The sequence below is a fragment of the Pseudomonas sp. MYb13 genome (assembly GCF_002980075.1).
Taxonomy (GTDB): domain Bacteria; phylum Pseudomonadota; class Gammaproteobacteria; order Pseudomonadales; family Pseudomonadaceae; genus Aquipseudomonas; species Aquipseudomonas lurida.
Genome location: NZ_PCQI01000026.1, coordinates 1 through 23,191, shown reverse-complemented (window position 1 = coordinate 23,191; position 23,191 = coordinate 1). Strand labels below are relative to the sequence as shown.

The following is a 23,191-nucleotide window of genomic DNA, read 5'->3' as shown; positions in this document are numbered from 1 at the left end:
GGGTGGACGATGCACTCATGGACGATGCACCCCGAAGGTGTCGGATGTGGCTGTAAATAACGGACTCAGCAAAGGTAAGCCTCCTGTTGTGAGCGGGCAGCGAACCACCGGTTTAACTTGAACGAACATTCAAGTTAAACATACGAAGGCGGTCTGGGACTAATCGCACGGCTGAGTGGTAGGTAATTCCTACACTAGCTCAAGGACAGGTATGACGGGCGCGAGAGACAAATCGTTCAGCCACTTGGCGTTGAAATACGGACAAAAAATGTCGGAGCTGGCTTGCCTGCGATCGCGCAGTATCCGTCAACACATCGGTTGCTGACAGACAGCTATCGCAGGCAAGCCAGCTCCCGCAGGTGATGGGTGTTAGCCAGGGATTACTTCTGCGCCCCATCATCATGCTGCAGGTTCGCCTGGGTGATGTTCGCCCCCGCCGGCACGCTGCGGGTCAGCCACACGTTGCCGCCAATGGTCGAGCCCTTGCCGATGGTGATGCGCCCCAGGATGGTCGCGCCCGCGTAGATCACCACGTCGTCTTCGACAATCGGGTGGCGCGGGTGGCCCTTCTGCAACTGCCCGTCCTCATCTGCCGGGAAGCGCTTGGCGCCCAGGGTCACGGCCTGGTAGATGCGCACGCGCTCGCCAATGATCGCGGTTTCGCCAATCACCACGCCGGTCCCGTGGTCGATAAAGAAACTTGGGCCGATCTGCGCGCCGGGGTGAATATCGATGCCCGTGGCCGAGTGGGCGATCTCCGCGCTGATCCGCGCCAACAGCGGCAAACCGGCGCGGTACAGATGGTGCGCCAGGCGGTGGTGGATCACCGCCAGGATGCCGGGATAGCACAGCAGCACTTCATCCACGCTGCGCGCCGCCGGGTCACCGTGGTAAGCGGCCAGCACGTCGGTGTCCAGCAGGCTGCGCAGGGAAGGCAGGGCCAGGGCGAAATCCTGGATCAGGCGGATGGCATGAGCGTCGACCGCGCTGTCATCCTGGCCACCTTGGCGCGCGGCGTAGCGCAGTTCCAGGCGGGCTTGGGCGAGCAGCGCATTGAGCGCCACATCCAGGGTGTGGCCGACATAAAAATCTTCGCTTTCTTCACGCAGGTCCACCGGTCCCAGGCGCATAGGGAACAGCGCACCGCACAGCGCTTCAAGAATCTGCGCCACCGCCTCGCGGGACGGCAACTCACGGCCGCCATGTTCGCCACTCAAGCGGCCATTGCGCGCGCGCCACTGGTCCCGCGCACCGCGCAGTTGGCTGACGATGGTCTGTAATTGCCAATGACTGGAACGCTCACTCACAGTATTCACTCCTGACGTAATGGCGCTCACTTTACGGTATGCACCCTGGCCGCCCTTAAGAACCAATGGTGCACTACTAAGAACTCTGCGGAATAAGCGATTGACGGTTGCCCGATGAAAAGTGCCTGCCTATAGTCGCCCCATACTCCTCAACCGTGCGCAGCCATGATCAAACAACAGCTCGACCGTTTTAACCGCCTGGAACTGCTGGGCGGTGCCACTGCCCTGGAAAAACTCGAGCGGCTGTCGGCTTGGTTGGGCAGGGATATCTACGTCAAGCGCGACGACACCACGCCGCTGGCCATGGGCGGCAACAAGCTGCGCAAACTCGAATACCTCGCCGCCGATGCCCTCGCGCAAGGCGCCGATACGTTGGTGACCGCCGGTGCCATCCAGTCCAACCACGTGCGCCAGACCGCTGCGCTGGCCGCGAAGCTCGGCCTGGGCTGCGTCGCCCTTCTGGAAAACCCCACCGGCACCGACGACCCCAACTACCTCGGGAACGGCAACCGCCTGCTGCTGGAGCTGTTCGACGCCAAGGTGGAATTGGTGGAGAACCTCGACAACGTCGACGACCAGCTCAACGCCCTCGCCGACCGCCTGCGCAGCAACGGCAAGCAGCCTTACCTGGTGCCTATCGGTGGCTCCAATGCACTCGGCGCCCTGGGGTATGTGCGCGCCGGGCTGGAGCTGGCCGGACAGATCGAAGACAGCGGGATCGAATTTGCCGCCGTGGTCCTCGCGTCCGGCAGTGCGGGGACCCACAGTGGCCTCGCGCTGGCGTTGAGCGAAGCGCTGCCGAACCTGCCGGTGATTGGCGTCAGCGTGTCCCGCACCGACGAAGCCCAGCGCCCGAAAGTGCAGGGCCTGGCCGAGCGCACCGCCGAGCTCTTGGGTGTGGACATTCCCGAGGCCTTCAAGGTGATCCTGTGGGACGAATACTTCGGCCCGCGCTATGGCGAACCGAACGCCGGCACGCTGTCTGCGGTCAAGTTACTGGCGAGCCAGGAAGGCCTGCTGCTGGACCCGGTCTACACGGGCAAGGCCATGGCTGGCTTGCTGGACGGCATCGGACGCCAGCGCTTTGAGGACGGCCCGATCATTTTCCTGCACACCGGCGGGGCACCGGCGTTGTTTGCTTACCATTCGGTTTTTAACTGAATAAACGCGGATTAAAAGTGTGGGAGCTGGCTTGCCTGCGATGGCGGTCTGTCAGCTACCGATGTGCTGACGGTTCCACCGCTATCGCAGGCAAGCCAGCTCCCACATTGAATCCGCCGCATATTCCACAATAGAATATCAATTTATATTTATATTATTTTCAAGTCTTAAAAACACACTCTATAGTCGCGCCGTAGGCGAAGACGCGCTACGCGCTTTAAGGCAGGATACGACTACTGCGTCACCTGCTTCGCTCAACATAAAAACACAGGGGCTCTTCATGACTATTTCCGTATTCCGTCGCACGTTGTTGGTTGGCACTTTGGGCCTGGCGCTCGGGGCTGGCCTGCTGGGCCAGGCAGTGGCTGGCGAACAGCTGGATAACATCAAGAAAGCGGGCGAGATCAAGATCGGCCTGGAAGGCACCTACCCACCGTTCAGCTTTGTCGATGAAAGCGGCAAGCTCACCGGTTTCGAAGTGGAGCTGTCCGAAGCGCTGGCCAAGGAGCTGGGCGTGAAGGTCAAGCTGCAGGCCACTCCATGGGACGGCATCCTCGCGGCCCTGGAATCCAAGCGTCTGGACGCCGTGGTCAACCAAGTGACCATCTCCGACGCACGCAAGCAAAAGTATGACTTCTCCACGCCTTACACCATCTCTGGTATCCAGGCGCTGACCCTGGCGAAAAACGTCGACACCATCAAGACCGCCGACGACCTGGCGGGCAAGAAAGTCGGCGTCGGCCTGGGCACCAACTACGAACAATGGCTCAAGGAAAACCAACCAAAGGCCATCGTCAAAACCTACAACGATGACCCTACCAAGTTCCAGGACCTGCGCATCGGCCGTGTCGACGCCATCCTGATCGACCGCCTGGCCGCGCTGGAATACGCCAAGAAAGCCAAGGACACCGCTGCTGCAGGTGCGGCCTTCTCCCGCCAGGAAGCCGGTATTGCCCTGCGCAAGGGCGAGCCTGAACTGCTGGCCGCCGTGAACAAGGCCCTCGACAAGCTGCGCGCCGATGGCACCTTGAAGAAGCTGTCCGAGAAGTACTTCAACGCTGACGTCACTCAATAATGGAAGCAGGTTTCCAACTCGCGCTGGACTCTGCGCCCTTTCTGCTCAAGGGCGCGTACTACACGGTGATCCTCAGCCTCGGCGGGATGTTTTTCGGTTTGCTGCTGGGCTTCGGCCTGGCCTTGATGCGCCTGTCGCGCTTCAAGCTGGTGAGCTGGCTCGCCCGAGTCTACGTGTCGTTCTTTCGCGGCACGCCCTTGCTGGTACAGCTGTTTCTGATCTACTACGGCTTGCCGCAAGTGGGCATCGAGCTGGATCCGATCCCGGCGGCCATGATCGGCTTTTCGCTGAACATGGCCGCCTACGCCTGTGAAATCCTGCGCGCCGCCATCGGCTCCATCGAGCGTGGCCAGTGGGAAGCCGCCGCCAGTATCGGCATGACCCGCGCGCAGACCCTGCGCCGGGCCATCCTGCCGCAGGCGATGCGCACGGCCCTGCCACCGCTGGGCAACAGCTTTATTTCGCTGGTCAAGGACACGGCGCTGGCCGCCACCATCCAGGTGCCCGAGCTGTTCCGCCAGGCACAACTGGTGTCTGCACGGACCTTCGAAATCTTCACCATGTATCTGTCCGCAGCCCTGATCTACTGGATCCTGGCGAGCATCCTGGCGCATTTGCAGAATCGTCTGGAAGACCGGGTCAACCGGCATGACCTGGAGTCCTGAAGCATGATCGTGGTTGAAAAACTGACCAAACAATTCAAGGGCCAGGTGGTGCTCAACGGCATCGACCTTGAGGTCAAGGAAGGCGAAGTCATCGCCATCATCGGCCCCAGTGGTTCCGGCAAGACCACCTTCCTGCGCTGCCTGAACTTCCTCGAACAACCCACCAGTGGCCGCATCAAGGTGGGTGACATCGAGATCGACACCAGCAAGCCGATCAACCAGCAACAAAGCCTGGTGCGGCGCCTGCGCCAGCACGTGGGTTTTGTGTTCCAGAGCTTCAACCTGTTCCCCCACCGCACTGCGCTGGAAAATGTCATCGAAGGCCCTATCGTGGTCAAGAAGATACCGCGCGAAGCCGCCGTGGCGCTGGGGCGCAAGCTGCTGGCCAGGGTCGGCCTGGCGGGCAAGGAAGACGCCTACCCACGGCGCCTGTCCGGTGGCCAGCAGCAGCGCGTGGCGATTGCCAGGGCGTTGGCCATGGAGCCGGAAGTGATCCTGTTCGACGAACCCACCTCGGCCCTCGACCCCGAACTGGTGGGTGAAGTGCTGGCGACCATTCGCAGCCTCGCCGAAGAAAACCGCACCATGGTCATTGTCACTCACGAGATGAGCTTCGCCCGCGATGTCGCCAACCGGGTGATCTTCTTCGACAAGGGTGTGATCGTGGAACAAGGCGAAGCCAAGGCGCTGTTCGCCAACCCCAAGGAAGAGCGCACCAAGCAGTTCCTGAGTAAATTCCTGGCTCACTGAGGCTTTTTTGGGCGCTGGCTTGGCCGCGATGCAGGCACCCCTGAGTGTCCGTCTCACCGCATCGAGGCTGTCGCAGGCAAGCCAGCGCCCCCACGAGGGCGTTCCTACAATGCATGCTCATTACGCACCGTAAAACACCCTGGTCCCCCCTTCTGAAAAGCCCCTTCCCAGTCAGACCATTCTGAATCTCTCCAACACCGCCGTTTAGCCCTTTGCCGCCATTGACGCCCCTCGGCCAACCCTCTTATCTAACGTCCAAAGGATTGGATCCTATCCCGGCTACTCACTGAATCGTCCCGTTCGGCCCGCCGCGCACACCTGCGCCAACGGTCCGGAGCGATTGCTGCTGGCTGCATCAAGGAGATACTTATGACGCACCCCCTGCTCACCGCACCGACACTGCCCCAGGCCATCGGCAATGGCATCAATGCCCTCGCCGCCACACACCTGCAGGTCGACATTGCGCCGTATCCCGGCATGGATGAAGGCGACCTGGTCGAGCTGTTCTGGAACAACTGCTTCGCCGCCTCGCGCCGCGTCACCGCCTGCAAGATCGGCACGGTTACCCGCCTGCGAATCCCGGAGAGTTTCGTGCTGGAGGGCCCGGCCCGGGTGCACTACCGGGTCATGCAAATCGGGCGTGCGCCTACACGCTCGGCCATGGCGCACCTGCGCGTGAAGACCCACCCTCCAGGCGGCCAGCCCTCGTCCCTGTACCGCGATGAGAACCAGAACCTTGCCCCCGTAGGCTTGCCCGACGCCATCCGCCGCTACGGCGTCAACGCCAGCCAGGTGCGGCGCGGTATCCCCCTGACCATCGAACCGTACCTGAATATGACCTGCGGCGACGCCATCACCGTGCGCTGGGGCGATGCGCGCCTGGACCTGCCGAAGCTCCAGGCCCAGGACGTGGGCCTTGCAGTGCAGGTGTGGGTGCCGTCGGCGCTCATCACCGAGGCCGGCGACGACTGCCGGCTGGAGGTGACGTACTGCATTCTGGATCGTGTCGGCAACAATTCACGCTGGGCGCCAGCCCGTACCTTGCGCATTGCCGCCGAGGCGCCAACCCGAGCGGCCGGGGCCGCGCGGATCTAGCAGCCGCGCGCACCGGGCTCGCCCGGCGACCTGGGTGACAGACCTTCTATGCATATTCCCAAAAGTTAGTTTATTTAAATATTTAACAAGCTTAGGGTATATGCACCGGACCACCGGACATCGCTGATTTTTCTGTTTTTATTTCATTGAATGCGAGGTCGGTATGGTCAGGATTACCCCGGTGCGTAACGCCAGGGCATTACGTGCAGCCAAGGAGCGGCGCTGATGTCTAACTTGGCTCTAACACCCCCCCAGAGTGATCTGGACGTAGCCCCCCTGCTGTTGCCGGCCGCCGTGCTGCGCAACGATGCAGAGGCGCTGAAGGCTGCCCATGAGCTGGCCCAGGCTGCGCGCCTGCAAGCCGCCAAGCGCGACCAGCAGCGCAAGCTGCCGTGGGCACAGATCGAGCAGTTCACCCGCAGTGGGCTGGGCAGTATTTCCATTCCCCGTGAGTACGGCGGCCCGCAGGTGTCCTTCGTGACCCTGGCCGAGGTATTCGCGATCATCAGCGCGGCAGACCCGGCCCTCGGGCAGATCCCGCAGAATCATTTCGGTATCCTGCAGCTGTTGCAGGGCGCCGCCACCGAGCGCCAGAAAAAGCAGCTGTTCCAGAGCGTCCTCGACGGCTGGCGCATCGGCAATGGCGGCCCGGAACGCGGCACCAAAAACACCCTGGAGCTCAAGGCACGCATCACCGCCGAAGGTGACGGCTATGTGATCAGCGGCCAGAAGTTCTATTCCACCGGCGCGTTGTTTGCACACTGGGTCGCGGTGAAAGCGCTGAACGATGACGGCAAGCAGGTCATGGCGTTCGTACGCCGTGGCACCCAAGGGCTGCGCATCGTCGATGACTGGTCCGGCTTCGGCCAGCGCACCACTGCCAGCGGCACCGTGCTGCTGGACCAGGTGCCGGTGGACGCCGAACTGGTGATCGAAAACTGGCGTATCGGCGAAACACCGACGGTCCAGGGCGCTGTCTCGCAGTTGATCCAGGCGGCCATCGACGCCGGCATCGCCCGTGGAGCACTGGACGACACCCTTGCATTCGTGCGTGAGCGCTCGCGCCCATGGATCGACGCCAAGGTCGAACGCGCCAGCGATGACCTGTACGTGATCGCCGACATCGGCAGGCTGAAGATCGAACTGCACGCCGCCGAAGCCCTGCTGCGCAAGGCCGGCCAGGTGCTGGACCACGTCAGCGCCGCGCCGATCACTGCGCAGTCTGCTGCGCGGGCATCCATCGCGGTGGCCGAGGCCAAGGTGCTGACCACCGAAGTGTCGCTGCTGGTCAGCGAAAAGCTCTTCGAACTGGCCGGCAGCCGCGCCACCCTCGCCGAATTCAACCTCGACCGCCACTGGCGCAACGCGCGCGTGCACACCCTGCATGACCCCGTGCGCTGGAAGTATCACGCCATCGGCGCCTATCGATTGAACGGCACGTTGCCCGCTCGTCACTCCTGGATTTAACCGACCAGAACACTTTTTCCACGAGCTTCTGGAGAACAACATGACTGTCTCTACTCACGTCGCGGTTATCACCAGCGACGAACAAGCCCTTATTGTCGCCAGCGACCTGGCCGAAGACTTTCGCCGCGACAGCGCACAGCGCGACCGCGAGCGCCGCCTGCCCTTGCCCGAACTGGACGCGTTTTCGCGCTCCGGCCTGTGGGGTATCAGCGTGCCCAAGGAGTACGGTGGTGCGGGCGTTTCCAATGTCACCCTGGCCAAGGTCATCGCCTTGATCGCGCAGGCGGACGCTTCCCTGGGCCAGATCCCGCAAAATCATTTCTATGCCCTGGAAGTGCTACGCGTGAATGGCAGCCCGGCGCAGCAACGCCGCCTGTATGCCGAGGTATTGGCAGGTCAACGCTTCGGCAACGCCCTGGCAGAGCTGGGCACCAAAACGGCCCATGATCGCGTCACCACACTCACCCGCGACGGTGACGGTCTGCGTATCAGCGGACGCAAGTTCTATTCCACAGGGGCGATCTACGCCCAGCGTATCCCCACCTCGGTGGTGGATGAACACGGGGTGCAGCAACTTGCTTTTGTCCCGCGCCACAGCGAAGGCTTGAGCGTGATCGACGACTGGAGCGGCTTCGGCCAGCGCACCACCGGCAGCGGGTCGGTGGTGTTCGACAACGTGTGGGTCGCCGCCCAGGATGTGATCCCGTTCCAGAGCGCCTTCGAGCGCCCGACCACGGTCGGGCCCCTGGCGCAGATTCTGCACGCCGCCATCGACACCGGTATTGCCCGCGCCGCCTTTGAAGACGCGCTGCACTTTGTGCGCACCAAGACCCGTCCGTGGATCGACGCCAGCAGCGACAAAGCCAGCGAAGACCCACTGACCCTGAAAAGCTTCGGCCACCTGAGCATCCGCCTGCACGCCGCCGAGGCGTTGCTGGAACGCTCGGGCGAATTCCTCGACCGCGCCCAGGCCGACAACAATGCCGAGACCGTTGCGGCCGCCTCGATCGCCGTCGCCGAAGTGCGCGCCTTGAGCACCGAAATCTCGCTGGCCGCCGGCAGCACCCTGTTTGAACTCGCCGGCAGCCAGGCAACCCTGGCCGAGCACGGTCTCGACCGCCACTGGCGCAACGCCCGCGTGCACACCCTGCACGACCCGGTGCGCTGGAAGTATCACGCGGTGGGCAATTACTACCTCAACGCTGAAAACCCGCCACTGCGGGGGACCATCTGATGGCGAAGAAAAAAATCCTGCTCAATGCCTTCAACATGAACTGCATCGGGCACATCAACCATGGCCTGTGGACCCATCCACGGGACACGTCCACCCAGTACAAGACCCTCGAGTACTGGACCGACCTGGCCAGAACCCTGGAACGCGGGCTGTTCGACGGCTTGTTCATTGCCGATATCGTCGGCGTCTACGATGTGTACCAGGACTCGATCGACGTGCCGCTCAAGGAGTCGATCCAGCTGCCGGTCAATGACCCCTTGCTGCTGGTCTCGGCCATGGCTGCGGTCACCCGCCATCTCGGCTTTGGCCTCACCGCCAACCTCACCTACGAACCGCCGTATCTGTTCGCCCGGCGCATGTCCACTCTGGACCACCTGAGCCGCGGCCGAGTGGGTTGGAACATTGTCACCGGCTACCTCGACAGCGCCGCCAAGGCCATGGGCCTCACCGAGCAGGTCGAGCATGACCGCCGTTACGACCAGGCCGATGAGTACCTGGAGGTGCTCTACAAACTCTGGGAAGGCAGCTGGGAAGACGATGCAGTGCTCAATGATCCGCAGGCGCGGGTGTATGCGCAGCCGGGCAAGGTGCACAAGGTCGAGCACCACGGCGAGTTCTACCAGGTGGAGGGGTATCACCTGTGCGAACCCTCGCCGCAACGCACGCCGGTGCTGTTCCAGGCCGGCAGTTCGGACCGCGGCCTGCTGTTTGCCGGGCGCCATGCCGAGTGCGTCTTCATCAGCGGCCAGAACAAGGCCGCGACCAAGGCACAGGTGGATAAAGTGCGCGCCAGCGCGGTCGAGGCCGGGCGCAATCCGGATGACATCAAAGTGTTCATGGGCCTCAACGTGATCGTGGGCGCCACTGAAGAACTCGCCTGGGCCAAGCATGCCGAGTACCTGAGCTACGCCAGCCCGGAAGCCGGCGTGGCGCATTTCTCGGCCTCCACCGCCATCGACTTTGCCCAGTACGCACTGGACGAGCCGATCCAGTACGTGAAGAGCAACGCGATCCAGTCAGCCACCAAGAACCTGCAGAACAACGACTGGACCCGGCGCAAGTTGCTGGAACAGCACGCCCTCGGCGGACGCTATATCACCCTGGTCGGCTCGCCCGAACAAGTCGCTGACGAACTTGAATCCTGGATCAGCGAAACCGGCCTGGACGGCTTCAACCTCACGCGCATCGTCACGCCGGAAAGCTACGTGGACTTTATCGACCTGGTGGTGCCGGAGCTGCAAAAGCGTGGCTCGTACAAGACTGAATATGAACAGGGAACACTGCGGGAAAAAGTCTTCCACGGCCGCGCTCGCCTGCCCGAACAACACACCGGGTCCACCTACCGCCACTGAAGCAGAACGCTGGAACTCGATTGTTTGCACCAACACCCCATGACTGGAAATAGACCATGAAAAAAACCCTGCTCGCCCACCCAGTCAAAGCACTGGCCCTGGCTTTCGGACTGTTCAGCTCGGCGGTGTTCGCCGCCGATGCACCGTTGAAGATCGGCACCACCGCCGCCTTCGCCATTCCCCTCGAAGCCGCTGTTGCTGAGGCCGGCAAGCAAGGCCTGAAGGTCGAGCTGGTGGAGTTCACCGACTGGATCGCGCCCAACGTCAGCCTGGCGGCTGGCGATATCGACGTGAACTACTTCCAGCACATCCCGTTCCTGGAAAACGCCAAGGCCGCCGCCGGCTTTGACCTGGTGCCGTATGCGCCGGGCATCATCAACAACGTCGGCCTGTATTCGAAGAAGTACAAGAGCATCAGCGACCTGCCCGAAGGCGCCAGCGTGGCGATTGCCAACGACCCGATCAACAGCGGTCGCGGCCTGCAGTTGCTGGCCAAGGCGGGCTTGATCACCCTCAAGCCAGGCGTGGGCTACAAGGCCACCGAAGAAGACATCGTCACCAACCCCAAGAACATCAAGATCCTGCAAGTCGAGGCCGTGCAACTGGTGCGCGCCTATGACGATGCCGACCTGGTACAGGGCTACCCGGCGTATATCCGCCTGTCCAAGACCTTCGATGCCGAGTCGGCGCTGTTGTTCGACGGCCTCGACCATCCGGAGTACGTGATCCAGTTCGTGATCCAGCCCAAGAGCAAAACCGACCCGCGGGTGATCAAGTTTGTCGACATCTACCAGCACTCGCCGGTCGTTCGTGCTGCACTGGACAAGTCCCTCGGCAAGCTCTACCAGGTCGGTTGGGAAGATAAAAAATGACCGCCGCCCACTCTCAACTGCGCGACCTGGGCTTGCCGCCCAGGGACGCCGAGCAGACAGAACTGCACCCTGACCTGAACCGTGCCCATGTACGCTTTATCAACCTGGGCAAGACCTACGACGGCAGCGTGCATGCCTTGCAAGGCATCGACCTGGCGATCCAGCGCGGTGAAGTGTTCGGCATCATTGGCCGCAGCGGCGCCGGCAAGTCGTCGCTGATCCGCACCATCAACCGCCTCGAGCAACCGAGCAGCGGACGCGTGCTGATCGATCAGGTCGACATTGGCGACTTCGATGAAGACCGCCTGGTGGCGCTGCGTCGGCGCATCGGCATGATCTTCCAGCACTTCAACCTGATGTCGGCCAAGACCGTGTGGCAGAACGTCGAGTTGCCGCTGAAAGTCGCTGGCGTACCCAAGCCCGAGCGTGAGCAAAAGGTGCGCGAGCTGCTGGAGCTGGTGGGCCTGCAGGACAAACACACGGCTTACCCGGCGCAGCTGTCCGGCGGGCAGAAACAGCGCGTGGGCATCGCCCGATCGTTGGTGCATGACCCGCAGATCCTGCTGTGCGACGAGGCCACGTCGGCGCTCGATCCGGAGACCACCCAATCGATTCTCGGCTTGCTGCGCGAGATCAACCAGCGCCTGGGCCTGACCATCGTATTGATCACCCACGAGATGGCGGTGATCCGCGAGATCTGCGACCGCGTAGTGGTGCTGGAGCATGGCCGTATCGTCGAGCAAGGCCCGGTATGGCAAGTGTTCGGCAACCCGCAACATGAGGTCAGCAAGACCCTGCTGGCACCGCTGCAGCATGGGTTGCCGGAAGAGTTGCAAAGCCGTTTGCAACCCACACCTGGGGCTGCGGACGCGGCGATTGTGCTGCGCTTGCAGTTCACCGGCAGCGACACCGACGAGCCGGACCTGGCCGCGCTGTTCAGCGCCCTCGGCGGGCGCGTGCGCTTGCTGCAAGGCGGCGTGGAACGCATCCAGGGGCATGCCCTCGGGCAACTGCTGCTGGCGGTGAACGGCTCACCCCACGGCGCCGAAGAACTGCGCAAGCGCGCCGGCCATTGGGCACAACAGGTGGAGGTGCTGGGCCATGTGGTTTGATCGTTTAGTGCAGGGCGCCATCGACACCTTGCTGATGGTCGGCGTGTCGTCGCTGATCGCGCTGCTGGTGGGGATTCCGCTGGCAGTGTTCCTGGTGACCAGCGACAAAGGCGGCATCTACCAGGCGCCGGCGTGGAACCGCGTACTGGGGGCGTTCGTCAACCTGTTCCGTTCGATTCCGTTCCTGATCCTGATGGTGGCGTTGATCCCGTTCACCCGGCTGATCGTCGGCACCACCTACGGCGTATGGGCTGCCGTCGTACCGCTGACCATCGCCGCCACACCGTTTTTTGCACGCATCGCCGAGGTGAGCCTGCGCGAGGTCGACCACGGCCTTATCGAAGCCGCGCAGGCCATGGGCTGCCGCCGCTGGCACATCATATGGCACGTGCTGTTGCCGGAAGCGCTGCCGGGGATTGTCGGCGGGTTTACCATCACACTGGTGACCATGATCAACTCATCGGCCATGGCGGGCGCGATCGGTGCGGGCGGGCTGGGGGACATTGCCTACCGCTACGGTTACCAGCGTTTTGATACGCAGATCATGCTGACCGTGATTGTGCTGCTGGTGATCCTGGTGGCGGTGATTCAACTCGGTGGTGATCGCCTGGCCCGGGTGCTGAACAAGAGGTGAGGTATAGTCGGGCCATCGAAGACGCCCGGTACTACCCGTCATGACCCTCAAGCCCGACGACCTCAACACCATCACCGCCACCACCCTCGGCCACTACAACAGCGTGGCCGAGGACTTCCGCGAAGGCACCCGCGACCACGATGTGAGCCAGAACATCGACGCGCTGCTGCGGCATATCCAGGGTTCGGCGCCGTTTACCGTGCTGGATTTCGGCTGCGGGCCGGGGCGCGACTTGCAGACCTTTACCCGCATGGGGCATATCGCCGTCGGGCTGGATGGCTCGGAGCGGTTTGCACAGATGGCGCGCGAAGACAGTGGTTGCGAAGTGATGCAGCAGGACTTCCTGAAGCTGGACCTGCCTGCCGAACGCTTCGACGGGATTTTCGCCAACGCGGTGCTGTTCCATATTCCCAAGCAGGAACTGCCGCGTGTGCTCAAGCAGTTACAGGGCGCGTTGAAGCCGGGAGGCGTGCTGTTCAGCTCCAACCCTAGGGGTGAAAACCAAGAAGGCTGGAATGGACCTCGGTATGGGGCTTACCACGACTTGGAGGCGTGGCAAGCGCTGCTGACGCAAGCAGGGTTTGTGGAACTGGAGCACTACTACCGTCCCGCAGGCTTGCCTCGGGAGCAACAACCTTGGTTAGCCAGTGTGTGGCGCAAACGGTAGGGCTGAATGACCTGGACCAACCTAGAAAAACTTTGCAGCCCCAACCCCAACCTAACCCTAACCACGATGCGAAGCGAGCCGCTCTTGATCGTGATCTTGATCGTGCTTTTGATCTCAGGCGCCCCATCAAACACGCTGGCCGGAATTCGACAGGGATTTGGGGGGTAAACCGGCAGGGATGCCGGTTTAGCCGCCCCGCGCCATGGAGGGCGCGTGGCGGCGGCCCCCCAAATCACTGTCGGATTACGGGCACACCGAGCGTGAGCGAGGTGCCGAGTGTTGGGGCAAGAGCCCTTTTGGTTACTTTTGGCTGGGCCGGCATTCCGGGCTCTTTTCCAAAAGTGACCCGCCGTAAGGGCGGAACCCATAGCAGCCGTTACCTAAATAACGGATATGTACCCGGCCTGATCCGACATCCAGGCCGGCTGTCAGGCCGCCTTCGCGGGCAAGCCCGCTCCCACATTTTTGGATCGTGGGGTGACAGGTAGACAGTGGTCGGCTGTCAGGCCGTCTTCGCGAGCAAGCCCGCTCCCACAGTTTTGGATCGCGGGGTGACAGTTAGAGAGTGGTCGGCTGTCAGGCCGTCTTCGCGAGCAAGCCCGCTCCCACAGTTTTGGATCGCGGGGTGACAGTTAGATGGTGGTTGGCTGTCAGGCCGTCTTCGCGAGCAAGCCCGCTCCCACAGTTTTGGATCGCGGGGTGACAGTTAGAGAGTGGTCGGCTGTCAGGCCGTCTTCGCGGGCAAGCCCGCTCCCACATTTTTGGATCGTGGGGTGACAGTTAGAGAGTGGTCGGCTGTCAGGCCGTCTTTGCGAGCAAGCCCGCTCCCACCGTTGGATCGCGGCCTACAGTAAGACAGCTGTGGCCGCCGGCTTGCCGGCGATTGCTATTTCACCCGATACACCACAGGCTCCTCACCCACGACCAACACCGTCACACTGCGCCCGGTAAACCCCGCTTTCTCCTCTACGGCAAAATTCGCCACCAACCGCGTCCCATCGGCAAAGGTGGTTTCCTGCACCTGCCTATCCGAGGTCAACCAACGAAACCCCGTCATCGCCTGGGTGGCCAACCGCTGGTGCAAGGGCCGGAAAAACCGGTCCTGGCGCTGGATCACCGGCAGACGCTGCTTAATCGTAGAAGCACTCAAGTGATACAGCGGCGGCACGTTGTAGAGCAGCTGCATCAGCTCATTCTCAGCCCGCACATTGCTCAGCTTCAGGCTGTCGAACAGCCAATGATGAGTGGTGATCACCGAGCCATGGAACACCGCCTGGTACAGAGGCAGGCGCATGGTCGGCTCGAAATACACCGTGCGAAACGGCTCGTTCAGCGGCACCGGCTTGAAGAACACGGTCGGTTGCTCCGGTGGGTACCAGTTACCGACGTAATAGGGTGATTGCTTGTCTTGGGTCATGGCGTGATCACCCCAGCCCATCACGGGCGTCTGCATGCCATGCGCGAACAGGATGCCTTCGGCTGTGATGGCGTTGCCGTCTTCCGAACCGGCGGGCAACTTGAGTGCGGTACTGAGCCAGCGCGAGGCGTCGATGTTGCCTTCGGCGTTCTGCGCCTGGGTCATGCGGGCGCCGTCCCGGTAGCTGTCGAACACCATGCTGGTGGCATAGGCATCGAGGAACCAGGCGTTGAAGCCAGCCTTTGCCTGGATAGCCTTTACGCGTGCCTCCAACAGCGGCCGCACGCAGCGCGGGTCGGTGTAGTGTCCAGACTGCTGGAAGCCGGTTTTCAGCTTGCCGTCCTTCAGCACAATCGCGCACTCGCGGTAGGCCCTGGCGCCCAGGTGAGCGGTGGTCCAATCCGGATTTTCCGTGGCGGACAACGCGGTTTCATAGGAGTCGTAGGGCGCCATCAGGAAACCCGCGTCGACGCCGGCCCGGATCGCCTCCGGGTGCCAGAGGCCGCCTTCCCAGCCCTCGCCCAGGGTCAGCAGCAAGCGCGGCAGGCCTGAGCCGCGCAGTGACTGGATCACCTGGCTGCCCCAATGTGCGGGGGTATCACTCAAGGCCCCGGCAAAATCCACGGCCAGTTCGCGACGCAGCTCGCCATAGCGCGCGGCGAGCTGGGTCATGTCAGGTTCTTCCACCTGCCAACGCTGCCGCGCCTGTTGGTTGATCGCCGCATTCAGGCCACGGAGCACGACCGTCTGCTCATAGCGATTCAACGGGGAACCCTGCGCAACGATCTTGGCGGACTCCTTGTCTAGCAAGCCCTGGAGTGCATGCCCACGCAAGCGCTTGAGCAACAGCGGCCAATCGCGCACATCTTCGGGGGCCAGCAAGTCATTGCCCCACAGGTAGACATGGCTGGCGCCCAGCAACTTCTCGGCCTCGGGGGTCTGCCGCAGTTTGTCCGTCAACGGTTCATAACGGCCGCGCTCAACCAGCCATTGGCGGTAGCGCTTGGCGCCGGACAACGGATCAGCCTCTCCCAGGTGCAACAGCAGGGTTATGGGCGCGCCAGGGTCGAGGGCGGTGAACTCATGGGCCAGTGACAGGGCCTGGGTTTCCTGCCAGCGCAGGCGGTTGTTGTAGGGGTTGGTCAATAACCAGCTGAGGGTCACCGCGCCGTGATCGACACCCCACAGCGGCAGGCTCAGATCCTGGGTAGTGTTGACGTCAACTTGCTCCAGCAGGAAATCCTTCCACAGGGCATTCCCGGTGGGCACGTAATGCCCCTCGGCCAGCGGCCACATCAGGCCCCTGCCCAGCGCACTGGCCGGTTGCACGAGGATCGGCAGCTCACCCGCTTGCCGCGCCGTGACGGCTAACGCCAGGTCACGTTGCTCAAGGCTGGCACTCACCCGAAAGGCGCCGTCATCCCATTGCCAGCTCGCTTGCTGATTGCTGTGTTCAAGTTGGCTGACGGCACGGGCCGCTACGCCGCTGGAGGCTTGTATCGCCGGTTGACCCTTCGGTGTAACGCGGATGGCCAGGGTGGCCGGGTCGAGCTCGACTCGCCAGAAGGCGTTTTCCAACACCGTGGCGAACGTCGGCGGCGAGAGGAAGAAACCATAGAGCAGCACAATGGATCGCAGGTAGCGCATGGGATTGGACCCGAACGAGGTGAAAGTCGGGAGGGTAGAACACTTGATGGCTTGCAGGAGGTACCCAAGGTCATTCGGGACGTTTCATACATCCCTTGAGGCGGGTGGAGAACCATTGTGTGGGAGCGGGCTTGCCCGCGATTGCGGTGGGTCAGCCAGCAGGTGTGCGACTGACAGACCGCCTTCGCGGGCAAGCCCGCTCCCACATTTTTAATGGCGTTGTTCCTGCTGTTCCTGCTGGGGCTCGCGGATTTTGTACCAGGCCACATACAGCGCTGGCAGGAACAACAGCGTCAGCAAGGTAGCGATAATGATCCCGCCGATCATCGCGTACGCCATCGGCCCCCAGAACACTTCGCGGGCGATGGGGATCATGCCCAGGCTCGCAGCGGCCGCCGTCAGCAGGATCGGCCGGCGCCGATGCTCGGTGGCTTCCACTACCGCATCCCACGGCGTATAGCCTGCTACCTCATATTCATGAATCTGCGTCACCAGGATCACCGAGTTACGGATGATGATGCCGATCAACGCCAGAATACCCAGGATCGCCACAAAGCCCATGGGCGTGCCCGTGGGGATCAGCGCCAGCACTACGCCAATCAACCCCAGCGGCGCCACGCTGGCCACCAGGAACATCTTCTGCACGCTGTGCAACTGGATCATCAGGAACGTCGCCATCAGGAACAGCATCAGCGGCACCACGCTCGCAATCGGGCCCTGGGCCTTGCCGCTTTCTTCCACGGTGCCACCGGTGGCGACCTTGTAGCCCACCGGCAGGCCGGCGCTGAATTTGTCGATTTCAGGCTTGAGTTGCTTCACCAGGTCCGTCGGTTGCATCTCATCGCGCACCGACGCCTTGATGGTAATGGTCGGCTTGCGATCGCGACGCCACACCAGCGGCTGTTCCAGTTCATAACGCACCGTGGCGAAGGCCAACAGTGGAATCGAAGTGCCGTTGGGCGTGACGATCTGCAGGTTCTGCAAGGTTTCCGGCGTACCGCGTTCGGCGTCTTCGGCACGGCCAACCACGTTGATCAAGTAGATATCGTCGTGCACCTGGGTTACCGAGGCACCACTGACCACGCTGTTCATCAACTGCGCCACATCTTCCGACGACAGCCCCAATTGGCGCGCCTTGTCCTGGGCGATGTCGATGCGCAGCACTTTGCCGGGCTCGTTCCAGTCGTAGATGATCTCGCCCAGGTGGCTGTTCTTATCCAGCAAGGTCGCCAGTTCGATGGCGTGCTTGCGCACCTGGTCAGTGTCTTTGCCTGAGACGCGATACTGGATCGGCCGCCCCACGGGTGGGCCCATCTCCAGCGGTTGCACGAAACTGCCGATCCCCACGAAGTCATCGCGCAGGCGCTTTTGCAAGCGGGCGATCAGCTCGCCGCGCTCTTCCAGGCCCTTACTCACGATGACCAACTGCGCGTAGTAGGGGTTTTCCAATTGCTGGTCCAGAGGCAGGTAGAAACGGATCGCGCCCTGGCCGATATAGGTGCTCCAGCGGGCAATGTCCGGGTCGTCCTTGATGATCGCTTCAAGGCGGTCGACGGCCTTGCGCGTCTCGTTGATCGAAGCGTTCTGCGGCAGGTTCAGGTCGACGAGGATCTCCGGGCGGTCCGACGAGGGGAAGAACTGGTTCTGCACAAACTGCATGGAAAACACCGACGCCACGAACAGCGCCACGGTGATACCGATTGCCCACCAGCGGTTGCGCATGGCCCACAGCATGCCGCCATTGAAGGCGCGGCCGATGCGCCCCGGCTCTGCAGCGTGGGGTTTCACGTTGGCGCTGAGGATATGCACACCAATGACGGGTGCAAACAGGACCGCCACCACCCACGACACCAGCATCGCCACGGCAATCACCGCGAACAGGGTGAAGGTGTACTCGCCCGCCGAGCTGGCGTTGAGGCCGATCGGCACAAAGCCCGCCACGGTCACCAGCGTACCGGTCAGCATCGGGAACGCCGTGGAGGTATACGCGTACGTCGCCGCCTGTTCCTTGGTTTCGCCTTTTTCCAGGCGCGTGATCATCATCTCGACGGTGATCATCGCGTCGTCCACCAACAGGCCGAGGGCGATGATCAGCGCGCCCAGCGACACCCGCTGCATGGTGATGCCGCTGTATTCCATGAACACGAACACCAGCGCCAGCACCAGCGGAATCGAGCACGCCACCACCAGCCCCGCGCGCATGCCCAGGCTGATAAAGCTCACCACCAGCACGATGATCACCGCTTCAAACAGTGCACTGGTAAAGCCGCCAACGGCCTCCTCCACCACCTCGGCCTGGTCGGACACCTTGTGCACGCCGACGCCCACCGGGAGGTCGGCGGTCAGCTCGTCCATGCGCGTGTGCAGGGCCTTGCCAAACGACTGGATATTGCCGCCCTTCTGCATGGCAATCGCCAGGCCAATCGCCGGCTTGCCGTTGAATCGGAACATGGGCCGCGCCGGGTCCACATAGCCACGGCTGATGTCGGCAATGTCCGCCAGCCGATAGAAACGGTCATTGAGCCGCAGGTTGACGTTGGCCAGGTCTTTCTCCGAGGCGAACTGCCCGGAGGTGCGCACCGAAATCCGTTCCGGACCGGCCTCGATCACCCCGGCGGGCGTCACTGCGTTTTGCGATTGCAGGCTTTGCACGACCTGGCGTTGATCAATGCCCAGGGCTGCCAGTTTGCGTGTAGAGAAATTCAGGTAAATCACTTCGTCTTGCTGGCCGATCATCTCGACCTTGCCCAGCCCCGGCACCGAACGGATCTCGGCGCGCACCTGCTCCACGTAGTCGCGCAGCTGGCGCATCGACAGGCCGTCACCGGTAAAGGCGTACACCGAGCCAAATACGTCACCGAATTCGTCGTTGAACGACGGCCCCTGCAAGCCCTGGGGGAAAGTGCCGCGAATATCGTCGATCTTCTTGCGGACCTGGTACCAGATCTCCGGGATAGCCTTGGCGCTGGTGGTGTCCTTGAGGAAGACGAATACCGTGGACTCACCGGGTCGGGTGTAGCTTTTCACGTAGTCGAGGGAGTCCAGCTCCTCAAGTTTTTTCTCGATGCGGTCAGTGACCTGCCTGAGGGTTTCTTCTTGGGTCGCACCCGGCCAGCGAGTCTGGATCACCATGGTCTTGATGGTGAACGAAGGGTCTTCCTCGCGGCCCAGGTTCATGTAGGAGAACACGCCCATCAGCAGCGCGACGAACATCAGGTACCAGACAAAGGACTGATGCTTGAGGGCCCAGTCGGATAAGTTGAAGCTCCCTTTCATCGCGGGCTGTCCTCGTCGATTTTGACTTTCTGCCCGGGTTTCAGGCTGTTCACGCCGGCGGTGACGATGCGCTCGCCGGGCTTGACGCCACCGTTGAGCACGGCGCTGTCGGCGTCACGGCTGATCACGGTAATGTCGCGCGGCTGCACAGTCTGGTTCTGTGTATCGAGCAGCCAGATACGGGTCTTGCCGTCGACTTCCTGCAAGGCGCTCAGGGGCAGTTCGATGCGCGGGGCAATGGCCGTGCTCAGCGTCACGCTGATCGCCGTGCCCAGGCGGAACGCGGGCGGTGTTTCGGCCAGGGTCAAACGTGCACGACGGGTGCGCGTGGCGCTCTGGGCCTGGGGTTCGATCTCGCGCACGATGGCCGTGGTGTTCACGTTGGGATCGAGTTGCCCGGCGACCAGGAACACCACGTCCGGCGGCAGACGCTCAGCAAGGCCGGCAGGCAGGTCGATCACCGCTTCCTTGATATCCGGGCGCGCCAGGGTCACCACTTGCTGGCCGGCACTGACCACCTGGCCGGCCTCGGCATTCCAGGCGGTGACGATACCGGCGTGGTCGGTGCGCAATTGGGCATAGTTGAGTTGATCTTTGGCCTGGTTGACCGAGGCTTTCGCCTGGTCGAGGGTGGCCTGGGTGGTCTTCAGGTCGGTCTGGGCGATATCCAGCTGGGCCTGGGCGCCGACGCCACGGTTGAACAGCTCCTGCTGGCGACGGGCGTTGGCCTGGGCATTGATGAATTGCGCTTGCACCCGGGCCAGATCGCCCTGGGCCGAGCGCAATTGGTTCTGTTGGTCGGTGGGGTCGAGCACGGCGAGCAGGGCGCCCTGCTCCACCTCGGCGCCCACGTCCACGGCACGGCGGGCAATGCGGCCGGGCACGCGAAAGCCCAGGTTGCTCTCATAGCGGGCCTGGATGGTGCCGGCAAAACGGCCGAGGTTTTCCTGGTCCTCGGATGTCACTTCCATGGACAGCACCGGGCGCACGGGCTCGGGCGGCGGCTCTTCCTTGGAGCACGCCACCAGCAACAGGCTGGCGGCAAGTATCCCTGTCAGGCGCTTCATGGCTGCGCTCCTTGCTGGGCGATCTCGACCAGCATGCCGGGGTGCAGCAATTGCCCACCGGCCACCACGACTTTTTCGCCGCCCTTGAGGCCGTCGCCAATGATGACTTTGCCGGTGAGGTAACGCGCCACGGTGACCTTATGCAACTGCGCCTTGCCGTCGCCGTCGATCAACCACACCGCAGGCTCGCTGAGGTCTTTGGTCAACGCCGCCCAAGGCAGTTCGATACTGGCTTTGGCCGGGCCGCTGGCGGTGGCGCTCACGACGGAGCCCAGTTCCATGCCCTTGGGCAGGGCCTGCAGGGCGATCTTGACCTGCACCGTGCCGGTATTGGCAGCCACGGCAGGCGTGACTTCACGCACGGTGCCCTGGACCTTGATGCTTGGGTTATCCAGCAGGCTGACGGTGATCGGCGCATCCGGTGGTGGCTCCACCAGCAGGGATTCATACACGTTGAACACCGCATCGCGCTCGCCATCGCGCGCGAGGCTGAAAATCGGCACCGTGGCCTGCACCACCTGGCCGACCTCGGCCTGGCGCGCGGTAATCACGCCAGGCGCTTCGGCAATCAGCGAGGTATAGCCAAGTTGTTCGCGGGCGTTCGCCAACTGGGCCTGGGCAGCCGCCAGGGCACTTTGGCTACTGCGCAGCGCGGCCTGGGCGGAGTCGTATTCACTGCGGCTGGTGTAGCCCTTGGGCAGGAGTTTTTCCTGGCGCACGAAGGCGGCCGCGGTTTGCTTGACCCGCGCCTGCTCGGCCACGACCTGGGCCTGGGCGGAATCGACGTTGGTCTGCAGATCCTTGGGGTCGAGCTTGGCCAGCACTTGCTTGGCCGTCACACGGTCGCCCACGTCCACCATGCGCTGGATGATCTTGCCGCCGACGCGAAAGGACAGGTCGGTTTGCACCCGCGCTTGGATATCCCCCGTCAGCGTCACCGCCGCGGCAAAGTCCGCCGGCTGTACAGTCTGCACAAATACCCGTGAATGGGCCTTGGGTTCAGCCTTTTCTTCGCCACAGCCGCTCAGCAGCGCCACCAGGCCAAGGCTGAGTAAAAATAGTGAGGTGCGACCGCCCATGCAGGCTCCTTTTGCGTGATGCCGAGTTGCCAGTGTGTATGCGACTGTGAGCTTAGTTCAGGGTTCCTTATCTGCATGGAGGCTCCCATACTCCAATGGTTCCCAAGCCGACTGAATACCCATGCTCAAGACCCTCGCGGTAGCCAATTATCGCTCGATCAACAAATTGGTAGTGCCCCTGGACCGGCTGAACCTGGTCACCGGCCCCAACGGCAGCGGCAAGTCCAACTTGTACCGCGCCCTGCGCCTGCTGGCGGAAACCGCACAGGGCGGGGTGATCAATGCGCTGGCACGTGAAGGAGGGCTGGACTCGACCTTCTGGGCCGGGCCGGAGACCATCAGCCGGCGCATGCACAACGGTGAGGTGCCGGTGGAGCCCATCGTCCGCCAGGGTGCCAAACGCCTGCGCCTGGGCTTTGCAGGCGAAGACTTCAGCTACGCCATCTCCCTGGGGCTGCCGGAAAAAACGCTGTCCTATTTCGCCCTCGACCCGGAGGTGAAGAAGGAATGCATCTGGGCCGGCCATGTCTACCGCCCGGCCAGCCTGCTGGTGCAGCGCTCAGGGCCGATGGTGCGTGCGCGCGACGGTCGGAACTGGGACGTCCTCGCCCAGCACACACCCAACTACCACAGCCTGTTTGACCAGGTCGGCAGCCTGCGCGGCTCGCCGGAGGTGTTGCTGCTGCGCGAAAGCATTCGCGGCTGGCGCTTTTACGATCACTTTCGCAGTGACGTGGATGCACCGGTACGCCAGCCACAATTAGGCACGCGCACGCCCGTGCTGCACCACGATGGCCGCGACCTGGCGGCAGCGTTGCAGACGATCCGGGAGATTGGTGACCCCGAGGCGTTGCAACGGGCGGTCAGCGATGCATTCCCCGGCGCGCGCTTGAACATTGAGCCGTTGCAGGGCGGACGCTTTGCAATTGAGTTCTATCAGGAGGGCTTGCTGCGACCGCTGTCAGCGGCAGAGTTGTCCGACGGCACCTTGCGCTACCTACTGCTGATCGCAGCGCTGCTCACACCGCGGCCGCCGACCATGATGGTGCTGAACGAGCCGGAGACCAGCTTGCACCCGGACCTGCTGCCGGCATTGGCGCGCCTGATCATCCAGGCATCCCAGCAGTGCCAGGTATGGGTGGTGTCCCATGCCAGCCGCCTGATCGCGGCGTTGCAGCAGGATGAAGGGTGTAATTCGATTGTGCTGGAGAAAGTATTGGGGGAAACCCGCATCGTCGGCCAGGGCATCCTGGACGCGCCGGCCTGGCATTGGCCGCAATAGCAGTAGCCTGTCCACCACCCCCAACCTGTCTC

The 23,191-nt window shown here is 62.7% G+C and carries 18 protein-coding genes; 13 read left to right on the top strand and 5 right to left on the bottom strand.

Annotated features, from left to right (window positions below; translation table 11 throughout):
• Positions 1-380: 380 nt before the first annotated feature.
• On the bottom strand, positions 381-1,307 hold the full coding sequence (gene epsC / locus CQ002_RS27025; protein WP_034108611.1) for a serine O-acetyltransferase EpsC: 927 nt from the start codon (positions 1,305-1,307) through the stop codon (positions 381-383).
• Positions 1,308-1,472: 165 nt separating this feature from the next.
• Between epsC and CQ002_RS27020 the strand changes: the two genes are divergently transcribed.
• The 12 genes from CQ002_RS27020 to CQ002_RS26965 all read left to right on the top strand — a co-directional run bounded on the left by CQ002_RS27020 (position 1,473) and on the right by CQ002_RS26965 (position 13,391).
• Complete coding sequence (locus CQ002_RS27020; RefSeq protein ID WP_105161475.1) at positions 1,473-2,468, top strand: D-cysteine desulfhydrase; 996 nt, start codon at positions 1,473-1,475, stop codon at positions 2,466-2,468.
• A 280-nt stretch (positions 2,469-2,748) separates the two neighbouring features.
• Positions 2,749-3,543 carry a cystine ABC transporter substrate-binding protein gene (tcyJ, locus tag CQ002_RS27015; RefSeq protein ID WP_034108607.1) on the top strand — a complete coding sequence of 265 codons (795 nt, stop codon included), beginning with the start codon at positions 2,749-2,751 and terminating at the stop codon, positions 3,541-3,543.
• Complete coding sequence (gene tcyL, locus CQ002_RS27010) at positions 3,543-4,208, top strand: cystine ABC transporter permease (protein ID WP_010214112.1); 666 nt, start codon at positions 3,543-3,545, stop codon at positions 4,206-4,208. Before tcyJ ends, tcyL begins: the two co-directional genes overlap by 1 nt.
• A gap of 3 nt (positions 4,209-4,211) precedes the next feature.
• On the top strand, positions 4,212-4,958 hold the full coding sequence (gene tcyN / locus CQ002_RS27005; protein ID WP_034108606.1) for an L-cystine ABC transporter ATP-binding protein TcyN: 747 nt from the start codon (positions 4,212-4,214) through the stop codon (positions 4,956-4,958).
• 369 nt (positions 4,959-5,327) lie between these two features.
• On the top strand, positions 5,328-6,053 hold the full coding sequence (locus CQ002_RS27000; RefSeq protein WP_105161474.1) for a hypothetical protein: 726 nt from the start codon (positions 5,328-5,330) through the stop codon (positions 6,051-6,053).
• Between the two features lie 225 nt (positions 6,054-6,278).
• On the top strand, positions 6,279-7,520 hold the full coding sequence (locus CQ002_RS26995; protein ID WP_105161473.1) for an SfnB family sulfur acquisition oxidoreductase: 1,242 nt from the start codon (positions 6,279-6,281) through the stop codon (positions 7,518-7,520).
• Between the two features lie 40 nt (positions 7,521-7,560).
• Positions 7,561-8,754, top strand: a complete 1,194-nt coding sequence (locus CQ002_RS26990; protein ID WP_105161472.1) for an SfnB family sulfur acquisition oxidoreductase — start codon at positions 7,561-7,563, stop codon at positions 8,752-8,754.
• Positions 8,754-10,106, top strand: coding sequence for an LLM class flavin-dependent oxidoreductase (locus CQ002_RS26985; RefSeq protein ID WP_034108602.1), 1,353 nt, complete (start codon positions 8,754-8,756; stop codon positions 10,104-10,106). The genes CQ002_RS26990 and CQ002_RS26985 overlap by 1 nt, the downstream gene beginning before the upstream one ends.
• Before the next feature lie 56 nt (positions 10,107-10,162).
• Complete coding sequence (locus tag CQ002_RS26980; protein WP_105161471.1) at positions 10,163-10,978, top strand: MetQ/NlpA family ABC transporter substrate-binding protein; 816 nt, start codon at positions 10,163-10,165, stop codon at positions 10,976-10,978.
• A complete protein-coding gene (locus tag CQ002_RS26975; protein ID WP_105161470.1) occupies positions 10,975-12,090 on the top strand; it encodes a methionine ABC transporter ATP-binding protein in 1,116 nt (371 codons plus the stop codon). Before CQ002_RS26980 ends, CQ002_RS26975 begins: the two co-directional genes overlap by 4 nt.
• Positions 12,080-12,724 (top strand): methionine ABC transporter permease, encoded by a 645-nt coding sequence (locus tag CQ002_RS26970; RefSeq protein ID WP_034108595.1) that lies wholly within the window; start codon positions 12,080-12,082, stop codon positions 12,722-12,724. Before CQ002_RS26975 ends, CQ002_RS26970 begins: the two co-directional genes overlap by 11 nt.
• A 40-nt stretch (positions 12,725-12,764) precedes the next feature.
• Positions 12,765-13,391, top strand: coding sequence for a bifunctional 2-polyprenyl-6-hydroxyphenol methylase/3-demethylubiquinol 3-O-methyltransferase UbiG (locus tag CQ002_RS26965; protein WP_069021127.1), 627 nt, complete (start codon positions 12,765-12,767; stop codon positions 13,389-13,391).
• Positions 13,392-14,277: 886 nt separating this feature from the next.
• Here CQ002_RS26965 and CQ002_RS26960 read toward each other — a convergent pair.
• From CQ002_RS26960 to CQ002_RS26945, 4 genes are all read right to left on the bottom strand, one after another.
• Positions 14,278-16,455 (bottom strand): glycoside hydrolase, encoded by a 2,178-nt coding sequence (locus CQ002_RS26960; RefSeq protein ID WP_105161469.1) that lies wholly within the window; start codon positions 16,453-16,455, stop codon positions 14,278-14,280.
• A gap of 210 nt (positions 16,456-16,665) precedes the next feature.
• Positions 16,666-19,731 carry an efflux RND transporter permease subunit gene (locus tag CQ002_RS26955; RefSeq protein WP_034108589.1) on the bottom strand — a complete coding sequence of 1,022 codons (3,066 nt, stop codon included), beginning with the start codon at positions 19,729-19,731 and terminating at the stop codon, positions 16,666-16,668.
• Positions 19,728-20,798, bottom strand: coding sequence for an efflux RND transporter periplasmic adaptor subunit (locus CQ002_RS26950; RefSeq protein WP_034108587.1), 1,071 nt, complete (start codon positions 20,796-20,798; stop codon positions 19,728-19,730). The genes CQ002_RS26955 and CQ002_RS26950 overlap by 4 nt, the downstream gene beginning before the upstream one ends.
• Positions 20,795-21,877 carry an efflux RND transporter periplasmic adaptor subunit gene (locus CQ002_RS26945; protein WP_034108585.1) on the bottom strand — a complete coding sequence of 361 codons (1,083 nt, stop codon included), beginning with the start codon at positions 21,875-21,877 and terminating at the stop codon, positions 20,795-20,797. Before CQ002_RS26945 ends, CQ002_RS26950 begins: the two co-directional genes overlap by 4 nt.
• A gap of 121 nt (positions 21,878-21,998) precedes the next feature.
• Here CQ002_RS26945 and CQ002_RS26940 point away from each other — a divergent pair, with 121 nt between their 5' ends.
• Positions 21,999-23,159 carry an AAA family ATPase gene (locus tag CQ002_RS26940; protein ID WP_034108583.1) on the top strand — a complete coding sequence of 387 codons (1,161 nt, stop codon included), beginning with the start codon at positions 21,999-22,001 and terminating at the stop codon, positions 23,157-23,159.
• Positions 23,160-23,191: the final 32 nt, after the last annotated feature.